Below are 18,230 nucleotides of genomic sequence, written 5' to 3'. Positions count from 1 at the left end.
GGAAATTATGTTTGCCGAGATCGATACCGATCAGTGTTGACTGGATCATGATGATGGCCTCCGAAAACAAAACACCCTGCGAAAGCGTAGCCCTCGCAGGGTGTGGGGGTGACCATCTCATTAGCCCTGGGCCGCCACCGCGGCCCAGGGCTTTTTTACACCCGGCGTTTACCAGAAACGCTGCTGGGTCAACCGGCTCCACCAACTCAGGAGCACGCGGTCCACCGAGCCGCTGGCCGCCATGCCAATGCGTTCCTGCAGGCTTTTACGCTCGGCGTAATGCAGGTGGAACAGCTCGCAGGTTTTCGCCCGTTGCGCCAGGTATTCGTCACTCGTTTTCAACTCGTCCACCAGTTGCTTGTCGAGGGCCGCGACGCCCAGCCAGACTTCGCCGGTGGCCACTTCATCGATGGCCAGTTGCGGGCGGTAGCGCGAAACGAAGTTCTTGAACAGTTGATGGGTGATATCCAGGTCTTCCTGGAATTTTTCCCGACCCTTTTCGGTGTTTTCGCCGAACACCGTCAGCGTGCGCTTGTATTCACCCGCCGTGAGCACTTCAAAGTCGATGTCGTGTTTTTTCAGCAGACGATTGACGTTGGGCAACTGCGCCACCACGCCGATGGAGCCAAGGATGGCAAAGGGCGCACTGATAATCTTCTGGCCGATGCAGGCCATCATATAGCCGCCACTGGCCGCGACCTTGTCGATACACACGGTCAGTGGAATACCCGCCTCGCGGATGCGCGCCAACTGCGAAGAAGCCAGGCCATAGCTATGAACCATGCCGCCGCCGCTTTCCAAGCGCAGCACCACTTCGTCCTTGGGCGTGGCCAGGGTCAACAGCGCGGTGATTTCGTGGCGCAGGCTGTCGGTGGCGGACGCCTTGATGTCACCGTCGAAATCCAGGACGAACACCCGCGGCTTGGTATCGGGCTGTTTCTTCTGCTTTTTCTCGGCCTTGCCCTGGGACTTGCGCAGCGCCTTAAGTTGCTCTTTGCCCAGCAGCGTCTGCTCCAGGCGTTCGCGCAGGTCCTTGTAGAAGTCGTTGAGCTTACTCACTTGCAACTGCCCGGACGCCTTGCGCCGGCCCTTGCTGCGCAGGGCGGCGAAACTGGCCAGGACCACCAGAATTGCGATCACCAGGGTCACGGTTTTAGCCAAAAAACTTGCATATTCGGCAAGAAAATCCACGGATGCTCCTTATATAAGCGGTGCGGCGCGACGCACTCTGCCGCGCAAGGCCCCAGCATACCCACGCGACCGGTCGACGGCCAGCCGCGAAACGCCGGGCAGCCAGTCTCCAACGGGCATTTCAAACAAGCGTATGTTTTTTCATTGACAGCTCTTCGCCATCCCCATAACCTCGCCCCACTTACAACGTACCGGGACGACGCGGACGTGGGCAGCATTTACCTAATTCGACATGGCCAGGCCTCCTTCGGTGCAGACGACTACGACGTGCTGTCGCCGACCGGTATTCGCCAGGCAGAAGTGCTGGGCAGCCACCTGGCGCAACTGGGCTTGAGCTTCGATCGCTGCCTGTCCGGCGACCTGTTGCGCCAACAGCACACCGCCCGTTCGGCACTGGAGCAATTCAGTGCAGCCGGCATGCCGATACCGCCGCTGGAAATCGACCCGGCATTCAACGAATTCGACGCCGACGCCATCCTCCGTGCCCTGCTGCCCGGCCTATTGCCCGATGAGCCCGAAGCCCTGCATATCCTGCGCAACGCCGTGCAAAACCGTGGCGAGTTCCAGCGCATCTTTGCCCTTATCATCAGCCGCTGGCTCAGCGGCACCTACGACACCCCGGGCCTGGAAAGTTGGCTGGGGTTTGTCGGGCGGGTCCAGGGCGGGTTGCAACGTATCCTGGAGCAGGCCGACGACACCCAGAAAATCGCCGTGTTCACTTCCGGCGGCACCATCACGGCCCTGCTCCACCTGATTATCCAAGTGCCTGCCGCGCAGGCCTTTGAACTGAACTGGCAAATCGTCAACACCTCGCTCAACCACTTGAAGTTTCGCGGTCGCGAGGTTGCCCTGGCTTCCTTCAACAGTCAGACCCACCTGCAACTGTTGAAGGCCCCGGAACTCATCACCTTTCGGTGAGTGCCGGCTTACTGTGACCCTTGTTGCAATCAACCCTAAAAGGATCGAACCATGACCTCCGTAGCTGACGCCGTACAAGCAATGAAAGCCAAGTTCAACCCATCCGCCGCTGCGGGCCTGGACTTGGTGTTCGGTTTCCGTATCGATGAAGAAAAGAACTTCTCCCTGGTCGTCAAGGACAGCACTTGCGAGCTGCAAGAAGGCGTCAACCCTGACGCTCAGGTGACCCTGGTGATGGACAGCGAAACCCTGCAAGGCATCGTCAGCGGCGAAACCGACGGCATGCAGGCCTTCATGGGCGGCAAGCTGCGCGCTGAAGGCGACATGATGCTGGCGATGAAACTGAGCGAACTGTTCCCAGCCTGATTCCCTGGCCGGCCAACAGCGAATCCCGCCCTTGTGGCGGGATTCGTGTTTCTGGGCCTGCCCGGCGCCTTGGCCTACAATGGCCGCCCCCTTGCCGACCTGAAACCCCATGGACATCGACCTCGCCCGCACTTTTCTGGAGATTGTCCGCAGTGGCAGCCTCGCGGCCGCCGCCGAAAAGCTCCACGTCACCCAAACCGCCATCACCGCTCGGGTGCAGAAACTCGAAAGCCAATTGGCCAGCACTCTTTTCGTGCGCAACCGCGCCGGTGCGCGCCTGACCGCCGACGGCGAAGCGTTCGTGGTCTACGCCAATCAACTGGTGCAGACCTGGGAAGCGGCCCGCCGTGACCTGCCGCTACCCGACGGCTATCGCAACGTGCTGCACATCGGTGGCGAGGTGAGCCTGTGCAACCCGCTGATGCTCAATTGGGCCCGGGCGCTGCGCGAGCACATCCCCGGCCACGCCTTGCGCACAGAAATCCGCGACGGCGAGCACCTGCTGCGCCAACTGGAGCTGGGGGTGCTGGACGCAGCGCTGGTTTACCAGCCGCAGTACTGGCCGCGTTTGCAGGTGGAGCAGTTGTTGGAGGAAAAGCTGATCCTGGTGCGCCTGGTCGCCCGGCCCGAACCCTATGTGTACGTCGATTGGGGCGAGGATTTTCGCCGCCAGCATGACGCCGCGCTGCCGGAACGGGCCCGCGCCGCGCTGAGTTTCAACCTCGGCCCGCTGGCTCTGCAGTACCTCCTGGAAAACGGCGGCAGCGGCTACTTCCGTACCCGCGTGGTGCAAAGCTACCTCGACAGCGGCGTGATGGAGCGCGTGCCCAAGGCTCCGGAATTCAGCTACCCGACCTACCTGGTGTACTCGCGCGACCGCGACTCGGCCACCCTGCAACAGGCGTTCGAGCTGCTGCGGGCACTGGTGCGGGCCGACAACGACTGGTCACAGCGCTGGGACCCGATGATCTGAGGTGTCCGCTTGTGGCAACCCTGGCCCCGCCATTGGCCGAGGAGGCGAACCGGGGCTAGGCTGCTGTCACTGTGCCCACCTGCGGAGCGTACCGTGAACCCCACCACCCAAGCCTTTCGCCAGCGCTATCGTGCTGGCGTCCACCCGCGCTACAACCCCTGGTTGCACGGTGGTTTCGTGCTGACGTTCGGGCTGCTGGCCATCGGTTTTTTCGCCAGCACCCTGCATCAGGTCATCGCCCTGCAATGGCTAGCACTGCCGGCCACCCTGCTGTTGTTCAACCTGGGCATTTACCTGGTGCACCGCTACCTGGGCCACCATAAACGGGGCTGGGCGCGGCTGTTCTACGCCCGTCACACGGGCGATCACCACAGTTTTTTCAGCCCCGGCCACATGACCTACGACAGCCCCCGGGACTGGCGGGTGATTCTGTTCCCGGCCTGGCTGATCGTCGCCCACAGCCTGCTGATAACCCTACCAGCGTGGTGGCTGTTGCAGTACTGGGACGCCAACGTGGCCGGGCTGTTTGGCGCGGGGATGATTCTGGGCTACCTCAGTTATGAAGTGTTCCACGCCTGCGAGCACCTGCCGCCCGAACACAGGCTGGCGCGCCTGCCGTGGATTCGCCAAATGCGCCAACTGCACGCACTGCATCACCGCCGCGAGCTGATGCAGGGGCGCAACTTCAATATCGTTTTGCCCCTGATGGACTACCTGTTCGGCACCCTACACTGGGAGCCGGATGACACCCACTCGCCAAGCAGCACCATGACCTGCCTCCAGCATCAGGTCGACATCCCGCACCCACCCCAAGCCGTGCTGGCCTATGCCAGCAGCGTCAGCCAATGGCCGCAGTGGCACCCCTCATCCCTGCGGGTCGAGGCGCCGCCCGGGCCGCTGGCGGCCGGCGCACATTTCGAGGAAGACATCCACGCCGGCGGGCGCGCCGGGCACCTGAGCTGGGAGGTACACGAATACTTGCCCGGCCACCGCTGGGTAGCCCACGCCCACGGCGAAGGCCTGCACCTGCGCCTGACTTACGAGTGCCAGCCCACCGCGAGCCTGGGCACGCGGTTTATCCGCACCCTGGAATATCGCTTCAGTAGCAGGTGGATGCGCCTGGCCAACCGGCTCTTGCTCAAGCGGCGGATCGAACGGGAATCGGCGGCCTCGATGCTGGCCTTGCGGGACGTGGCACAGCGGGCATTGGCAGGGTAGAAACAGCAGGCGGGGCCATTTGGCCCCGCCCTGGGTGGAACGAATTCAGGAAGGTGCGACCAGGCGCTGGGAAATTTCATCCTTGAGGTTCACTCGCTTCTCCTTGAGCTTCTTCAGCTCTTCATCGCTGCGGGCCTCAGCCTCGGCCTGGAGCACTTGTTTATCGAGGTTGGCGTACTTGTCGATCAGTGCATCAAGATGCGGATCTTGCGCCCGACGTCCTTGAATCTCGTCGTGCGAGCGGTTCAAGTCCTGGCACAGGTCATGTTTCACCGGCATGGAACACCTCCGTCTAGTGATCGGAAGCCAGCACAGGGCATCGTGCTGGCCAGTCAACAGCATGGCCTCGGCGATGACCTTCTGTCGACCTCCCATCAGACCAGCGGCCCTTTTAACCCTGTAGCAAGCGGGCTTGCCCGCGCTCGGGTGCGCAGCGGCCGTAAAAATCCGCCAGGCGTCATACTGCTGGAGGGCTGCTACGCAGCGCAGCGCGGGCAAGCCCGTTTGCTACATACGGGGTCAATCGCTGCCGTACTTGGGCGAACGCGGGCCGTACAGCAGGCCGGCAGGTTGCCCGGCCGAGAGCAGGCGCTGGCTGGCGACGCCGGCAATCGGGTGCCCAGCGTCAGTGGAGCTGTTGATGACCTGCTTGACCGCAGCGGTAATCAACATGCCCACCAACCCACCGGCGTTGGCGTTGTTGCCCTCCTCGCTCGAAGCCCGGGCAGTGCCGGTCCACAGTGCGACGCCGGTACGCAAGTCCACCAGGCGAGCGCTGGCAGTCACGGCGGTTTCGCTGGTAATCAGCATGTAGCTGGTGCCGTACTCCTTGACCGTGATGTACAGCGCCGCGTCCGCGCCAAAGATCTCTTGCAGCTTGGCCGGCGACACCTGGTGGATATCGCCTGGGGTGTTGAGGCCGTTTTGCTTGAAGGTCTCGTCCACCAGGGCGATCGGCATCACGTAGTAGCCGGCCTCGGCCAGCGGGTACGTGACCTGGGACAGCAGGCTGTAGGTGGCTTTGACATCCGGCGACTCATTGAGTGGCGGCAGCACCAGGATAGTCTTGGGGCGGCTCTGCTTGAACGCCGAGTAATCCATCGTCTTGGGCGTCGCGCAGCCGCCCAGCAAGGCCAGGGCACACAAGCCCACCAGGGTTTTAACCATGCGCAGGCTCATTTGGCGTCTCCGGTCTTGGCGTTCTTGAGCAAAAAGTCCATGTACGGCCCCGATTCGGGGAACAAGGCTTTTTCGGTGCGCAGCTGCTGCACCATCTGGTCATCCTTGCCCATGCTCAGGTACAGCATGCCCAGGTGGGCGTGGTAACCCGGCGGTGCCTTGTTGCCGGTGGAGGCGATTTTCTGCAAGTCGCGCTCCAGGGCTTCGGCCTGGGCCTGGGCAGGCTCTTCGCCCTTGAAGTACTCGTACACCTGGGGTTGGTAGCCTTCCCATTGGTAGAGGGTTTTCGGGGCGCTGGCACAGCCGCTCAGCAGCAGGGCAGCGGCCAGCGCGCAGGCCGGCAGCGCCCGTGAAGTCTTGATAAAGCCCATTGCGATGAAACTCCCTGTGTTCGCCACGTATCAGTTCGAAGGTTTCCAGGCGCCGGCATAGATGCCTTCGACCAAGCGATTGATCGCCTCGCGCATGGCCAGGTCGAGCACCTTGCCATTGAGGGTGGAGTCATAGCTGGCGGTGCCGCCAAAGCCGATGATTTCGCGGTTGGACAGTTCGTACTCGCCCGCGCCCTGGGTCGAATACACCACTTCCGAGGTGCTGATGTTGACGATGTTCAGGTTGACCTTGGCGTAGGCCACTTGGGTCTTGCCGCGCCCGAGGATGCCGAACAACTGGCGGTCGCCCACTTCCTTGCGGCCGAACTCGGTGACGTCGCCTGTGACCACGAAATCCGCGCCCTTGAGGCGTTGGGCCTGGCCCTTGAACTGGGCTTCCTGCTGGATTTCGCCGAGGTTGTCGCGGTCCAGCACATTGAAGCGGTTGGTCTGCTGCAGATGGGTAATCAGGATGGTCTTGGCCTGGCCACCGAGCCGGTCCACGCCATCGGAAAAAATCCCGCGCATGTAGCTGGAGCGGTTATCGAACTTACCAACGGCCATCGGTACACGCACGCCGGAATACACCCGGCTGGCGCTTTCGACCTTGGTCACCGTCAGCGCGCGGGAGCTTTCGGTGGCGCAGCCACCCAAGGTGCCCAAGGCCGCGACGGCAAGACCAGACAACAAAAACCGCGAGATCATTCTCACTGTGCACTTCTCCTGAAAAACCAATAAAGGGTGACGTCCTGGACGAAACCGCGGGCGATTATGACGAGATACCACCCGTGCGCACAGAAAAAAAATCATTCGCACTTCTCAAAACCTACAAAAAAAACGCCCTGAAAAGCCTGCCTATCAACGGAAATCCCGGCTGCGCACGGCGATACCTTCAAGCATCGCGCTCAGGTCCGTGAGGCGCCCGGCGATGACGTGGACCACGCCGTCCTTGGTCTCCAGGGTGCCCTCGACCTTGAGCAGTTGCGCCCCCACCAGCACCCGCCGCTGGCGTTCGGCCAAGTCGCGCCAGACCACCACATTGAGGTTGCCGAACTCGTCTTCCAGGGTGACAAACGTCACGCCGCTGGCAGTGCCGGGGCGTTGGCGCCCGGTGACCAGCCCGGCGACACGCACCGCCCGCCCATTCTCGACCGCCAGCAAGGCTTTGGAACTGCGGCAGCGCAAGGCGTTCAAGGACTCGCGCAACAGCGCCAGCGGATGGGGCCCCAGGGTGGTGCCCAGGGTCAAATAGTCGGCTTGCACGTCTTCGCCAACGCTGGGGCTGGGCAGGCGCACCTCCGGTTCGGCCTGCTCCGCCAAGCCGGCGAACAGGCCCAGTTGCGTCTGCACCCCGGCCACCGCCCAACGGGCGCGGTGGCGGTCGCCGGCTAAACCGCGCAAGGCCCCGGCATCGGCCAGCAGTGCCTGGGCGCGGGCGTCCAGCTGTGCGCGCTCGGCCAGGTCGGCGATATCGCGAAAAAGCGCCCCTCGGCGCGCCGCTTCAAGGCGCACGGCGTCTTCCTGGGCAAAGCCCTTAATCATGCGCAGGCCCAGGCGAATCGCCGGTTGCGCACCGGCCATGGGCTCCAGGCTGCAATCCCAACTGCTGGCACCCACGTCCACCGGGCGCACCTGCAAGCCATGGCGGCGGGCATCCTGGAGAATCTGGTCGGGGCTGTAGAACCCCATCGGCCAACTGTTTATCAGCGCACAGGCGAACGCCGCCGGTTCGTGGCATTTGAGCCAGCAACTGGCGTAGGTCAGCAGGGCAAAACTGGCCGCATGGGATTCGGGAAAGCCATAGCTGCCAAAGCCCTTGATTTGCTCGAAGATCTGCGCCGCGAAGGTTTCGCTGTAACCGTTGTTCAGCATGCCCTCACGCAGGCGCACTTGGTGGTGCTGCAAACCGCCGTGGCGCTTCCACGCAGCCATGGAGCGGCGCAGCTCATCGGCCTCACCGGGGCTGTAGTCGGCGGCGACAATCGCAATCTGCATCACCTGCTCCTGAAACAGCGGCACCCCCAGGGTGCGCTTGAGCACTGACTCCAGCGCAGGGGATGGGTAGGTGGCGGCCTCCTCGCCGTTACGCCGGCGCAGGTACGGGTGGACCATGCCGCCCTGGATCGGCCCGGGCCGCACGATGGCCACTTCGATCACCAGGTCGTAAAAGGTTTTCGGACGTAGGCGCGGCAGCATGGACATTTGCGCCCGGGACTCGATCTGGAACACGCCAATGGTGTCGGCGCGGCTAATCATGGCGTAGGTCTGTGGGTCTTCGGCGGGGATGCTCGCCAGGCTCAGTTCCAGGCCGCGCAAGCGGTAGATCAGCTCGAAACTGCGGCGAATGGCGCTGAGCATGCCCAGGGCCAGGATATCGACCTTGAGCAGGCCGACCCGGTCCAGGTCGTCCTTGTCCCACTGGATGATGGTGCGTTCGGCCATGGCCGCGTTCTCCACCGGCACCAGGGTGTCCAGGGGCTGCTCGGAGATCACGAAGCCACCGGGGTGCTGGGACAGGTGCCGGGGAAAACCGATCAGTTGCCCGGTCAGCCCCAGCACCCGCCGCAGCACTGGGCTGTCGGGGTCAAAACCGCCCTCGCGCAAGCGCTCGAGGGGCGGCGCCTGGTCGCTCCAGCGCCCGCAGCAATCGGCCAGGGCATTGATCTGGTCGGGCGGCAGGCCCAGGGCCTTGGCCACATCGCGCACCGCACCGGCGCCGTGGTAGGTACTGACCACCGCCGTCAACGCCGCCCGGCGCCGGCCATAGCGCTGGAACACGTATTGCAGCACCTCTTCGCGGCGCTCGTGCTCGAAATCGACGTCGATGTCCGGTGGCTCGTTGCGCTCGCGGGACAAAAACCGCTCGAACAGCATGTTCATGCGGCTGGGGTCGATTTGCGTGATGCCCAGGGCGTAGCACACCGCTGAGTTGGCCGCCGAACCGCGCCCCTGGCAGAGGATTTTTTGCGTGCGGGCAAAGCGCACGATGTCGTGCACGGTGAGGAAATAGCTCTCGTAGCCCAGCGCCTCGATCAACGCCAGTTCTTTTTCGATCAGTTCGCGCACCTTGGCGTCGGCGCCCTGCCCTGGCCAGCGCCAAAGCAAGCCGTCTTCGGTCAACTGGCGCAGCCAGGACGCAGGCGTGTGCCCCGCCGGCACCAGTTCCCGGGGGTACTGGTAGCGCAATTGGCCCAGCCCGAACGTGCAGCGCCGGGCAATGTCCGCCGAGGCTTGCAGCAGGTCGCGGGGGTAGTGGCGCAGCAGGTCGTCGAGGCTGCGTAGATGGCGCTCGCCGTTGGGGTACAGGCGTTGGCCGGCCTCGGCCACCGGCACATGGTGGCGAATAGCGGTCATGGTGTCCTGCAGGGCCCGGCGCCCACGCACGTGCATGTGCACATCGCCACAAGCTACCAGCGGCAGGCCCAGGCTGGCGGCCAATTGGCGCAGGCCGGCGAGGTGGCGGGCATCGTCCTGGCCGCAATGCAACTCCACGGCCAGCCACAGGCGTTCGCCAAACACGCCGCGCAACCAGTGGCCGGCGGCGTGGTCGTGGGGGCCATCGGGCAACCACAGGGCCAGCAACCCCGGCAGGCCACCTTCGAGGTCTTCGCGCAGCACCTGGTAGTGGCCTTTTTCACTGCGGCGCCGGGCCTGGGTAATCAGCCCGCACAGGGCTTGATAACCGGCAAGGTTTTCCACCAGCAGCACCAGTTTCGGGCCGTTTTCCAGGCGGATTTCGCTGCCCACGATCAACGCCAGGCCCACCGCCTCGGCCGCCTGCCAGGCGCGCACGATGCCGGCCAGGGTGCATTCGTCGGTAATGGCCAGGGCCTGGTAGCCGAGGCGCTTGGCTCGCTCGAACAATTGTTGGGCACTGGAGGCGCCGCGCTGGAAACTGAAATTGGACAGGCAATGCAACTCGGCGTAGTCCGGGGTCATGCGAACCAGCCTTGCAGCCACAACGGGCCGCCCTCGCCCACGCCCACGCCCACGCTGCGATAGGCCCAGCCCTGTTGGCCGTCACGGGTTTGCACCAGGTAATAGTCACGGCGCACGTCCTCCCCGTCCCACCAACCAGACTCGATGCGCTCAGGGCCCATCAGCACTCGCACCGCGCCATCGGCCAAGGCCTGGGGCTGGGCCAGCAGCCACCCGGGGCGGCGCACGCCGGCGGCGCACGGACCGGGCGGCACAACGGGGCGCGGCACCCAACTGTGTTCTGGGCGGTGGTCGGCCACCCGGCCCAAGCCGTGTACCGCGTCATCCCCCAGCCGCGCGCGCAGGCGTTCGCGCAGTTGCTCCCAGGGCAAGGATTGCTGCGGGCGCTCGTCGAACAGTTCACGGTGCTGGGGGGCAAAGGCCGGCAGGTCTTCGGCCACCAGGCGCACACCCCGCACCGGCGCCTGCACCTGCACTTGCTCCAGGCGCCCCCGGGCCAGCTCAAACAGCATGGCCGGCTCGCGCTCGGCGCTGAGCAGGCCCACCGGGATGCTGCTGTCCGGGCGCCCGGCATGCTCCAGGTGCAGGACAAAACGCTGCACGCCGCAGTCACGCCCACAGAGGAACGCAGCCAGGTCAGCGGTCAAGCGGCGCAAGGGAAACAGCAGGGCCTGATGGGACAGGACGTCGTAGTTCAACTCGATCCGCAGGTCGAAGTACTGCGGCGGCTGGTAGAACGCCAGGGCCAGGGGCCGCTCGCCGAGCAGGGTGTCCAGGTGCTTGAGGACCTGGGCCTCGAAGCGCCGCGCCAGGCTTTGCCGGGGCAAGGCGCGCACCTGATCCAGGGTGCGCAAGCCCATGCGCGACAGGGCCGTGGCCACGTCCTGGGGCCAGCCGAGGCGCTCGACCGGCATTTGCCCGAGCATGCGCTGCAACGCCGGGGCATCGGCCACGGCAAAGCCGTCATAGGCATTGGCCAGCACTCGCGCCGCCAGCGGGTTGGGCGCCGCCACCAAGCGATGACGAAAGCCCAGGGCCGTCAACTCGGCCCGCAACCGCGCCTCGAACTGCGGCCAGGGGCCGAACAGGCCCAGGCTCGACTCGATCTCCAGAAGCAAGGTGCGCGGGTAGTCGAGGCTGACCTGGGAGCTGAAACGGTAGGCCCAGGCCGCGAGAAACTGTTGCCAATGTTCGATTTGCGCCGGGTCATGCTCGGCGCAGGCAAAGTCCTTGCAAAGGGCCTGGGCCGCCACCAGCGATTGCCCGGGGCGCAGGCCCAACGCCCGTGCCGGCGCATTGACCGCTTGCAGGACCCGGCGCTGGGCGCTACCGCTGAGCAGCACCAACGCCTGGTCCGCATCGGGGCGCTGGCGCAGCACGGCGTCCAGGGCCAATTGGGGGAAGACAATACACACCCAGCGCATGCCAACCTCACAAGCCCTGGGCGAAGGCGATCGGCGCCGAGCGGGCCAAGCCGCCACGGCACTTGAGGACGCGCAACTGCGCCGGGTGAGCGTCCATGGCCAGGCGCAAGGCCGCAGGCGATGGGTTGATGGCGTGGGTCAGGTCACGGTAGGCAAATGCTAGGGTCTGCCCCGTTTCGGCCGCCACCTGCAAACGGCGCAAGGCGCGGTCGTCCGCGTGGTTTGGCCAGCACAGCACCGCGGCGCAACTGCCCGAGCGCAGGCACTGTTCAGCGGCCCACAGGGCCTCGCGCTCGCCAGCCCGCACCAGCGCCAACTGCGCCAGGTCTACCCCGGCGCTCTGCCACGCCTGCGGATAGGGCACATGGGGCGGCGCCACCAGCACCACCCGTTCGCCCTGGGCCGTCAGCCGCGCCAGAGTCGGCCAGAGCAAGCGTAATTCGCCAATGCCGGGGGCGGCGGTGAGGATTTCCGTCAGCGCCCCGGGTGGCCAGCCGCCACCGGGCAGGGCCGCGTCCAGCAGGCTATGGCCGGTGGGCTGGGGGCTGGCCACGGGCGCTGTTGGGCGCCCTTTCCATACCTGGCCGGCGTTGAGCAGGCTGTCCAGTGCGACGACGGCGCCCATTAACCTTGCCTCAGCAAACCGCAAAACACCCCTTCGATGGCCAGGTCCTGGTCGGCCCGCACCACGATGGGCGCATACGCCGGGTTGCGCGGCAGCAGGCGCACGCTGCCGGCGCGGCGCTCCAGGCGCTTGATGGTCACCTCACCGTCGAGCCGCGCGACCACGATCTGGCCGTTCTCGGCCTCGGCGCTGCGGCGCACGCCCACCAGGTCGCCATCGAGAATGCCGTCGTCGATCATCGAGTCGCCCTGCACCCGCAGCAGGTAGTCGGGTGGGCGCGAAAACAGCGCCGGGTCCAGCAGCAAGCGGCTGTGCACCTCGGCATCCACCCCGATGGGCGCGCCCGCCGCCACGCGGCCCAGGACCGGCACGTCGAGCATCTGCGCCGCTGGGGCCTGGCCGAGCACGCGAATACCCCGCGCCTGGTTGGGGTTGACCTCGATAAACCCGGCCTCGGTCAACGCCAGCACATGCTTGCGCGCCACGCTCCGGGAGGCAAAACCAAACGCCTCGGCGATCTCGGCGAGGCTGGGGGGCTGGCCCTGGTTCGCGATGCGCTCGCGGATAAAGGTCAGGATGGCGGTACGGCGGGGGCTGAGTGTGGTCATGGAGTACATTTGTACTCCTGTGGGAATTCTCTGACAACTGCCTTCAGTCAGGTCAGGCTCGGGCGACGAACGTGCCCTTGCCCTGAATTTTGAAAATCAGCCCTTGGCGATGCAGTTCGGCCAAGGCCTGGCGCACGGTAATGCGGCTGACGCGAAATAGCCGCCCCAGTTCGCTTTCCGAGGGCATCTGAGTGTCTGCGGGGTATTCGCCGTTCACAATGCGCGCGTCCAGCACGTCGTACAGCTGGCGGTACAACGGCACATAGGCCAGGGGCAGGATGGGGTGGGAAAGGTCTGTCATGATGATCGCGATTCACACAAGGGAGGCGATCTTAAAGAGCACCCGGCGCGGCAAAAGTTGCCGGGTGCTGGATAAAAAACTATCGCCACGCGGGCGACAGGGGCCGTCAGGCCGGGCGCAGGGCGCGCAGGTCGAGGCGGCCGTCCTGGAGCGGCGGGCACCAGTAGTAGCCACCGGTAATCGGCCGGCTCATGCGGTACAGGCCATCGACGATGCCGTCTTCCAGGCCACTCATGCGCCGCAGTTGCACCTCGAAGGCATCCAGGGAAAAGCCGAACGCGAGGAACATCAGGCCAGCGCGGTTGCCCTCCACCCAAGGCATGGAACGGCGTACTACAAAGGCCTCGGGCGCGAAGCTTTCCTGGGCGGTGCGCTTGACGTGGGCCGATGCGGGCGCGTCGTCGAGTTCTTCGTTATCGCTTTTGCGCCGGCCGATGATGTGGTCCTGCTCCTGGCCCGGCATCGCGGCGAAACCGTCCAGGTCATGCTGCCATTGCTGGATCGCGGCGAAGCTGCCGCCCACCAGGCCCTCGCGGCCCGCAGGCACCAGCGCGGCGGCAATGGCGGCTTCGTCGTGGGGGTTTTCGGTGCCGTCTTCGTAACCGGAGAGGTCGTGCCCATTGAGGTGGCGGAAGCCTTCGGTCATCTGTACCAGGCGCAGGGCCGGGGCCAGCGCGGCTTCGACGGCGCGGCTGCGGTGCAGCAGTTCACCGCGGTCTTCGCCGTGCAGCCAGCACCACAGGGCATGCTGGGTGGAGGGGTTGTCCACGCCGACGCCGCTCATGGCCGGGAACGTGCGCAGCCCCTCGACCTGGGCGCCCATGGCTCGCACCAGCGATTCGCCCAGCCCGATCACCGCACGCTCGTTCACCAGGGGCAGCAAGCGGTCCAGTGCCGCTGGCAGCGCCGCGGTGGACTCCAGGACAAAAAACAGATGGCGCGCCTGCGGCGGTACGGGGGTGGCGAGAATGCCGGGCTGGTAGTAACTCATGACAACTCCTCTGAAAAGCCGCGCAGTTTACGCTGCACCTCACCGTTTGTGGGGTTTATGCAAGCTGCGAGGTGACGCCGGTCATGTACCCCGACCGGCAAAAGCGGCTAGGCTTGCAGCTCATACCCAGACCTGCCCTGCCCACTGCCAACCGATATCGCTCTCCTTCATCGCCAGCACCAGACACAGGGTAATGCCATGACCACCGCCGCTTTCCTCGACTCGCTGTTCCCCCGCGCCACCGACATCCCGCCCGCCTACCGCCTCGATGGTCCCATCGAGCAGCGCGAGTACCTGGTGGACGGCACCCTGCACACCTGGCCCGGCGCCCTCGCCCAGGTCCGCAGCCCGGTGTACCTGGCCGGCGAGCACGGTGACGAGCAAGTCATCCTCGGCAGCACGCCGCTGCTGGACGCCGCCACTGCACTGACCGCCCTCGACGCCGCCGTGCGCGCCTATGATCGGGGCCAGGGTGCGTGGCCAACAATGCGCGTGGCCGAACGCATCGGCCATGTACAAGCCTTCCTCGCCCGCATGCGTCAGCAGCGCGAGGCGGTGGTCAAGCTGCTGATGTGGGAAATCGGCAAGAACCTCAAGGACTCGGAAAAAGAGTTCGACCGCACCTGCGACTACATCACTGACACCATCAACGCCCTCAAGGAACTGGACCGCCGTTCGAGCCGCTTCGAGCTGGAACAAGACACCCTCGGCCAGATCCGCCGCGTCCCCCTGGGCGTGGCGCTGTGCATGGGGCCCTACAATTACCCGCTCAATGAAACCTTCACCACCCTGATCCCGGCGCTCATCATGGGCAACACCGTGGTGTTCAAACCGGCCAAGCTCGGCGTGCTGCTGATCCGCCCGCTGCTGGAGGCCTTTCGCGACAGCTTCCCGGCCGGGGTTATCAACGTGATTTACGGCAGCGGCCGCGAAACCGTCAGCGCCCTGATGGCCAGCGGCAAGGTCGATATCTTTGCGTTCATCGGCACCAACAAGGCCGCCAGCGACCTGAAAAAACTCCACCCGCGCCCCCATCGCCTGCGCGCGGCCCTGGGCCTGGACGCGAAAAACCCCGGCATCGTGCTGCCCGACGTGGACCTGGATAACGCGGTCAACGAAGCCGTGACCGGGGCGCTGTTGTTCAACGGCCAGCGCTGCACCGCACTGAAAATCCTGTTTGTGCATGAGCGGGTGGTGGAGCAGTTCATCGAAAAATTCAACCGCAAACTCGCCAGCCTTGCCCCGGGCATGCCCTGGGAAACCGGCGCGGCCCTGACGCCCCTGCCCGAGACGGGCAAGGTGGATTATTTGCAAGGGTTGGTGGCCGATGCCGTGGCCAAGGGCGCGCGGGTGGTCAACGAAAACGGTGGGCAGACCCGCGCCTCATTCTTCTACCCGGCGGTGCTCTACCCGGTCAGCCGCGACATGCGCGTATACCAAGAGGAGCAATTCGGCCCGGTGGTGCCCATCGTGCCCTACAGCGACCTGCGCACCGTGATCGACTACGTGCTGGAGTCGGACTTCGGCCAACAACTGAGCCTGTTCGGCAACCAGGCCAGCGAAATTGGGCCACTGGTGGACACCTTCGCCAACCAGGTCGGGCGCATCAACCTCAACGCTCAATGCCAGCGCGGCCCGGACACCTACCCGTTCAACGGGCGCAAGAACTCCGCCGAAGGCACGCTGTCGGTGCACGATGCGCTGCGGGTGTTTTCCATTCGCACCCTGGTGGCGACCAAAGCCCTGGATGGCAACAAGGCCTTGCTCAGCGAGATCCTGCGCAACCGCGACTCCAGTTTCCTGACCACCGATTACCTGTTCTGACCCCCACCGACGAGGACCTGCGCCCGCCCCATGATTGCCTTCCCCACCTTGCGCCTGCCGGCCTGGGCGCGCCGCTTACTGCGCCCACTGCTGGACCCGTACCGGCGCTACCGCCATGCGCGGCTGATCCATGCGATACGGGTTTCCCTGGGCCTGCTGGCGACCATCCTGCTGACCAGCGGCATCAACCTGCCCCACGGCGAATGGGCCTCTGTGACCATGCTGGTGGTCATCGGCGGCTTGCAGCACCATGGCAACATCGGCAAAAAAGCCGCCGAACGCGCCTATGGCACGCTGATCGGCGCCGCCGTCGGCCTGCTGCTGGTGGCCCAGCATGCGTGGCTGGGCATGCCGTGGCTGACCTATTTACAGATGTCTCTGGTGTGCGGCTTTTTCTCGTACCACGCCATCGGCAAGGGCGGCTACACCGCCCTGCTGTCGGCGATCACCGTGTTCATCGTTGCCGGCCACGGTGACAACCCCATCACAGACGGCTTGTGGCGCACCGTAGACATCCTGATCGGCATCGTCCTGGCCCTCGCCTTCTCCTTTGCGCTGCCGCTGTACGCGGTGTATTCCTGGCGCTACAACCTGGCCAGCGCCCTGCGCGACTGCGCCACGTTGTATGGGCGGATCGTCAGCGGCCAATCGGTCACCGACGATGAACACCTGAAGCTGCTGAACCGCCTCAACAGCGCCCTGCTGCAACTGCGCTCGCTGATGCCCTCGGTGTCCAAGGAGGTGAAGATTTCCATGACCCAGCTCGATGCCCTGCAACGCAGCCTGCGCATGTGCGTCAGCACCCTGGAGATCCTGGGCAACACCCGGCCGACCACCGCGCAAGAGTTGGAACTGATGCGCGCCGCCCTCAAAAGCGAGCACCGCTACATCCGCGTGCAATTGATTGGCATGGCCCGCGCCCTGAAATCCGGCGCCGCACAACGCCTGGATCGACCCGGCAATGCACCCCAAGATCCAACGTTGAGCGAACCGATCTACACCGCCTTGGACGGCTACCGCCTGCTGACCCGGCAGTTGGCCGGCACGGTCGAAGACATGCGCCAGCGCCTGGGCAAAACGGCCAGGCACTGGAGCATCTGAGGTCAAACGCCAGGCAGAAAAAAACCCGTCGAAGCGGGTTTTTTCATTCAATCAACGATCAGTCATCACGACCCATGATGCCGAACAACTGCAACAGGCTGACGAACAGGTTGTAGATCGATACATACAGGCTGATGGTCGCCATGATGTAGTTACGCTCGCCGCCGTGAATGATGGCGCTGGTCTGGAACAGAATGCAGACCGAAGAAAACAGCACGAAACCTGCGCTGATCGCCAGTTGCAGGCCGCTGATCTGGAAGAAGAAACTGGCCAGCACCGCGCCCATCAACACGAAGAAGCCCGCGGTGATGAAACCACCCAGGAAACTCATGTCCTTGCGGCTTATCAGGACGTAGGCCGACAAGCCACCGAACACCAGCGCGGTCATCGCAAAGGCCGAGCTGACCACTTCAGCACCGCCCTGCATGCCCAGGTAACGGTTGAGGATAGGGCCCAGCAAAAAGCCCATGAAACCGGTCAGGGCAAAAGCCGACACCAGGCCCCAAGCCGAATCACGAAGTTTGTTGGTCAGGAAGAAAAGACCATAGAAACCGATCAGCACCACGAAGATATTCGGGTAGCCGACCCGCATCTGCTGAGCGACATAGGCCATTACACCGCTGAATGCGAGAGTAAGGGCAAGAAGGCCATAAGTGTTGCGCAGGACGCGGCTAACCTCTAGCTGCTCAGCCTGCACGCCGTTATTAACTGCGTAATCCTGTTCGCGCATGGCGACACTCCTGTAGGTTTGAAACGTTCAGTCTCAAAGATCATAACAGACCCCTTGTAACAAGCGACGCAGAGAGTTTGACAGTGTGTTTCATTCGGGTATTATGGCGCCCGCAACGCAATACGGAGGTGTGGCCGAGTGGTTTAAGGCAACGGTCTTGAAAACCGTCGACTGTAACAGGTCCATGAGTTCGAATCCCATCGCCTCCGCCATTTTTGTACGCTAAAGCCCTGATTAGTCAGGGCTTTTTCGTTTCTGGGGTTTGGGGGTTTTAAGCTCTCATGCAATCGCTTCCGCACTTTTGGGGAGCATTTATGCGACCCCTGCCCTGCGCATGCCCTTCACCTGCGGATTCCACGACACTTGGACACCCAGTCCACGATCATTTGGACACTCGTTCCACGCTCACTTGGACACCTGATCCACGCCCATTTGGACAGGCAGTCGGAGCGCAGCGACGCAGGTTTGCAT

General features: G+C 64.3%; 17 protein-coding genes, 1 tRNA gene and 1 pseudogene. 7 read left to right on the top strand and 12 right to left on the bottom strand.

The genetic code is table 11. The features are described from left to right. Window positions 1-168: 168 nt before the first annotated feature. On the bottom strand, window positions 169-1,191 hold the full coding sequence (gene sohB / locus AC19YR_RS23160) for a protease SohB (protein WP_500600289.1): 1,023 nt from the start codon (window positions 1,189-1,191) through the stop codon (window positions 169-171). Window positions 1,192-1,398: 207 nt separating this feature from the next. On the opposite strand from sohB, the gene AC19YR_RS23155 reads away from it, so the two are divergent. From AC19YR_RS23155 to AC19YR_RS23140, 4 genes are all read left to right on the top strand, one after another. Further along, entirely contained in the window at window positions 1,399-2,109 is a 711-nt protein-coding gene (locus AC19YR_RS23155; protein ID WP_095109785.1) for a histidine phosphatase family protein, read from the top strand. A gap of 51 nt (window positions 2,110-2,160) precedes the next feature. Continuing rightward, window positions 2,161-2,475, top strand: coding sequence for an SCP2 sterol-binding domain-containing protein (locus AC19YR_RS23150; protein WP_095109786.1), 315 nt, complete (start codon window positions 2,161-2,163; stop codon window positions 2,473-2,475). Between the two features lie 109 nt (window positions 2,476-2,584). Beyond that, entirely contained in the window at window positions 2,585-3,448 is an 864-nt protein-coding gene (locus tag AC19YR_RS23145) for a LysR family transcriptional regulator (RefSeq protein ID WP_095109787.1), read from the top strand. 93 nt (window positions 3,449-3,541) lie between these two features. Further along, the gene (locus AC19YR_RS23140; protein WP_095109788.1) at window positions 3,542-4,666 is read left to right on the top strand and encodes an SRPBCC family protein; all 1,125 of its coding nucleotides are present in this window, start codon (window positions 3,542-3,544) and stop codon (window positions 4,664-4,666) included. A gap of 45 nt (window positions 4,667-4,711) precedes the next feature. On the opposite strand, the gene AC19YR_RS23135 is transcribed toward AC19YR_RS23140, so the two are convergent. The 10 genes and pseudogenes from AC19YR_RS23135 to AC19YR_RS23090 all read right to left on the bottom strand — a co-directional run bounded on the left by AC19YR_RS23135 (window position 4,712) and on the right by AC19YR_RS23090 (window position 14,104). Beyond that, window positions 4,712-4,945 (bottom strand): HP1242/YdcH family protein, encoded by a 234-nt coding sequence (locus AC19YR_RS23135; RefSeq protein WP_095109789.1) that lies wholly within the window; start codon window positions 4,943-4,945, stop codon window positions 4,712-4,714. A 240-nt stretch (window positions 4,946-5,185) separates the two neighbouring features. After that, window positions 5,186-5,845, bottom strand: coding sequence for a DUF799 domain-containing protein (locus AC19YR_RS23130; RefSeq protein WP_500600288.1), 660 nt, complete (start codon window positions 5,843-5,845; stop codon window positions 5,186-5,188). Next, entirely contained in the window at window positions 5,842-6,216 is a 375-nt protein-coding gene (locus AC19YR_RS23125; RefSeq protein ID WP_095109791.1) for a DUF4810 domain-containing protein, read from the bottom strand. Before AC19YR_RS23125 ends, AC19YR_RS23130 begins: the two co-directional genes overlap by 4 nt. 30 nt (window positions 6,217-6,246) lie before the next feature. Continuing rightward, on the bottom strand, window positions 6,247-6,921 hold the full coding sequence (locus AC19YR_RS23120) for a CsgG/HfaB family protein (protein ID WP_500600290.1): 675 nt from the start codon (window positions 6,919-6,921) through the stop codon (window positions 6,247-6,249). 153 nt (window positions 6,922-7,074) lie between these two features. Next, on the bottom strand, window positions 7,075-10,176 hold the full coding sequence (locus AC19YR_RS23115) for an error-prone DNA polymerase (RefSeq protein WP_500600287.1): 3,102 nt from the start codon (window positions 10,174-10,176) through the stop codon (window positions 7,075-7,077). After that, a complete protein-coding gene (locus AC19YR_RS23110) occupies window positions 10,152-11,579 on the bottom strand; it encodes a Y-family DNA polymerase (protein ID WP_500600286.1) in 1,428 nt (475 codons plus the stop codon). Before AC19YR_RS23110 ends, AC19YR_RS23115 begins: the two co-directional genes overlap by 25 nt. A gap of 7 nt (window positions 11,580-11,586) precedes the next feature. Continuing rightward, the gene (gene imuA, locus AC19YR_RS23105) at window positions 11,587-12,204 is read right to left on the bottom strand and encodes a translesion DNA synthesis-associated protein ImuA (protein ID WP_500600285.1); all 618 of its coding nucleotides are present in this window, start codon (window positions 12,202-12,204) and stop codon (window positions 11,587-11,589) included. Beyond that, window positions 12,204-12,821: a transcriptional repressor LexA gene (gene lexA, locus AC19YR_RS23100; RefSeq protein ID WP_095109796.1), complete on the bottom strand. Its 618-nt coding sequence runs from the start codon at window positions 12,819-12,821 to the stop codon at window positions 12,204-12,206. The genes imuA and lexA overlap by 1 nt, the downstream gene beginning before the upstream one ends. A gap of 49 nt (window positions 12,822-12,870) precedes the next feature. Then, window positions 12,871-13,113: pseudogene (locus tag AC19YR_RS23095) on the bottom strand (GntR family transcriptional regulator); the annotation flags it as partial. Window positions 13,114-13,219: 106 nt separating this feature from the next. Further along, window positions 13,220-14,104, bottom strand: a complete 885-nt coding sequence (locus AC19YR_RS23090; protein ID WP_095109798.1) for a Dyp-type peroxidase — start codon at window positions 14,102-14,104, stop codon at window positions 13,220-13,222. 198 nt (window positions 14,105-14,302) lie between these two features. On the opposite strand from AC19YR_RS23090, the gene AC19YR_RS23085 reads away from it, so the two are divergent. Together AC19YR_RS23085 and AC19YR_RS23080 are read left to right on the top strand one after the other, a co-directional pair. Next, window positions 14,303-15,928, top strand: coding sequence for an NADP-dependent glyceraldehyde-3-phosphate dehydrogenase (locus AC19YR_RS23085; protein WP_500600284.1), 1,626 nt, complete (start codon window positions 14,303-14,305; stop codon window positions 15,926-15,928). A 30-nt stretch (window positions 15,929-15,958) separates the two neighbouring features. Continuing rightward, the gene (locus AC19YR_RS23080) at window positions 15,959-17,029 is read left to right on the top strand and encodes an FUSC family protein (protein ID WP_500600283.1); all 1,071 of its coding nucleotides are present in this window, start codon (window positions 15,959-15,961) and stop codon (window positions 17,027-17,029) included. A gap of 58 nt (window positions 17,030-17,087) precedes the next feature. On the opposite strand, the gene AC19YR_RS23075 is transcribed toward AC19YR_RS23080, so the two are convergent. Further along, window positions 17,088-17,759, bottom strand: a complete 672-nt coding sequence (locus AC19YR_RS23075; RefSeq protein WP_095109801.1) for a Bax inhibitor-1/YccA family protein — start codon at window positions 17,757-17,759, stop codon at window positions 17,088-17,090. Between the two features lie 124 nt (window positions 17,760-17,883). Here AC19YR_RS23075 and AC19YR_RS23070 point away from each other — a divergent pair. Beyond that, window positions 17,884-17,971, top strand: a tRNA-Ser gene (locus AC19YR_RS23070). Window positions 17,972-18,230 lie beyond the last annotated feature (259 nt).

Source organism: Pseudomonas sp. MF08817, from assembly GCF_059862705.1.
Note: the sequence above shows the minus strand (reverse complement) of the source record. Positions and strands in the feature narration are given on the sequence as shown.

What these genes read in the sequence shown, in the direction of transcription:
- AC19YR_RS23085 (WP_500600284.1), top strand. Translation starts at nt 14,303, where the DNA reads ATGACCACCGCCGCTTTCCTCGACTCGCTGTTCCCCCGCGCCACCGAC.
- AC19YR_RS23090 (WP_095109798.1), bottom strand. Translation starts at nt 14,104, where the DNA reads ATGAGTTACTACCAGCCCGGCATTCTCGCCACCCCCGTACCGCCGCAG.
- AC19YR_RS23125 (WP_095109791.1), bottom strand. Translation starts at nt 6,216, where the DNA reads ATGGGCTTTATCAAGACTTCACGGGCGCTGCCGGCCTGCGCGCTGGCC.
- AC19YR_RS23110 (WP_500600286.1), bottom strand. Translation starts at nt 11,579, where the DNA reads ATGCGCTGGGTGTGTATTGTCTTCCCCCAATTGGCCCTGGACGCCGTG.
- AC19YR_RS23080 (WP_500600283.1), top strand. Translation starts at nt 15,959, where the DNA reads ATGATTGCCTTCCCCACCTTGCGCCTGCCGGCCTGGGCGCGCCGCTTA.
- AC19YR_RS23075 (WP_095109801.1), bottom strand. Translation starts at nt 17,759, where the DNA reads ATGCGCGAACAGGATTACGCAGTTAATAACGGCGTGCAGGCTGAGCAG.
- AC19YR_RS23130 (WP_500600288.1), bottom strand. Translation starts at nt 5,845, where the DNA reads ATGAGCCTGCGCATGGTTAAAACCCTGGTGGGCTTGTGTGCCCTGGCC.
- lexA (WP_095109796.1), bottom strand. Translation starts at nt 12,821, where the DNA reads ATGTACTCCATGACCACACTCAGCCCCCGCCGTACCGCCATCCTGACC.
- AC19YR_RS23135 (WP_095109789.1), bottom strand. Translation starts at nt 4,945, where the DNA reads ATGCCGGTGAAACATGACCTGTGCCAGGACTTGAACCGCTCGCACGAC.
- imuA (WP_500600285.1), bottom strand. Translation starts at nt 12,204, where the DNA reads ATGGGCGCCGTCGTCGCACTGGACAGCCTGCTCAACGCCGGCCAGGTA.
- AC19YR_RS23145 (WP_095109787.1), top strand. Translation starts at nt 2,585, where the DNA reads ATGGACATCGACCTCGCCCGCACTTTTCTGGAGATTGTCCGCAGTGGC.
- AC19YR_RS23150 (WP_095109786.1), top strand. Translation starts at nt 2,161, where the DNA reads ATGACCTCCGTAGCTGACGCCGTACAAGCAATGAAAGCCAAGTTCAAC.
- AC19YR_RS23120 (WP_500600290.1), bottom strand. Translation starts at nt 6,921, where the DNA reads ATGATCTCGCGGTTTTTGTTGTCTGGTCTTGCCGTCGCGGCCTTGGGC.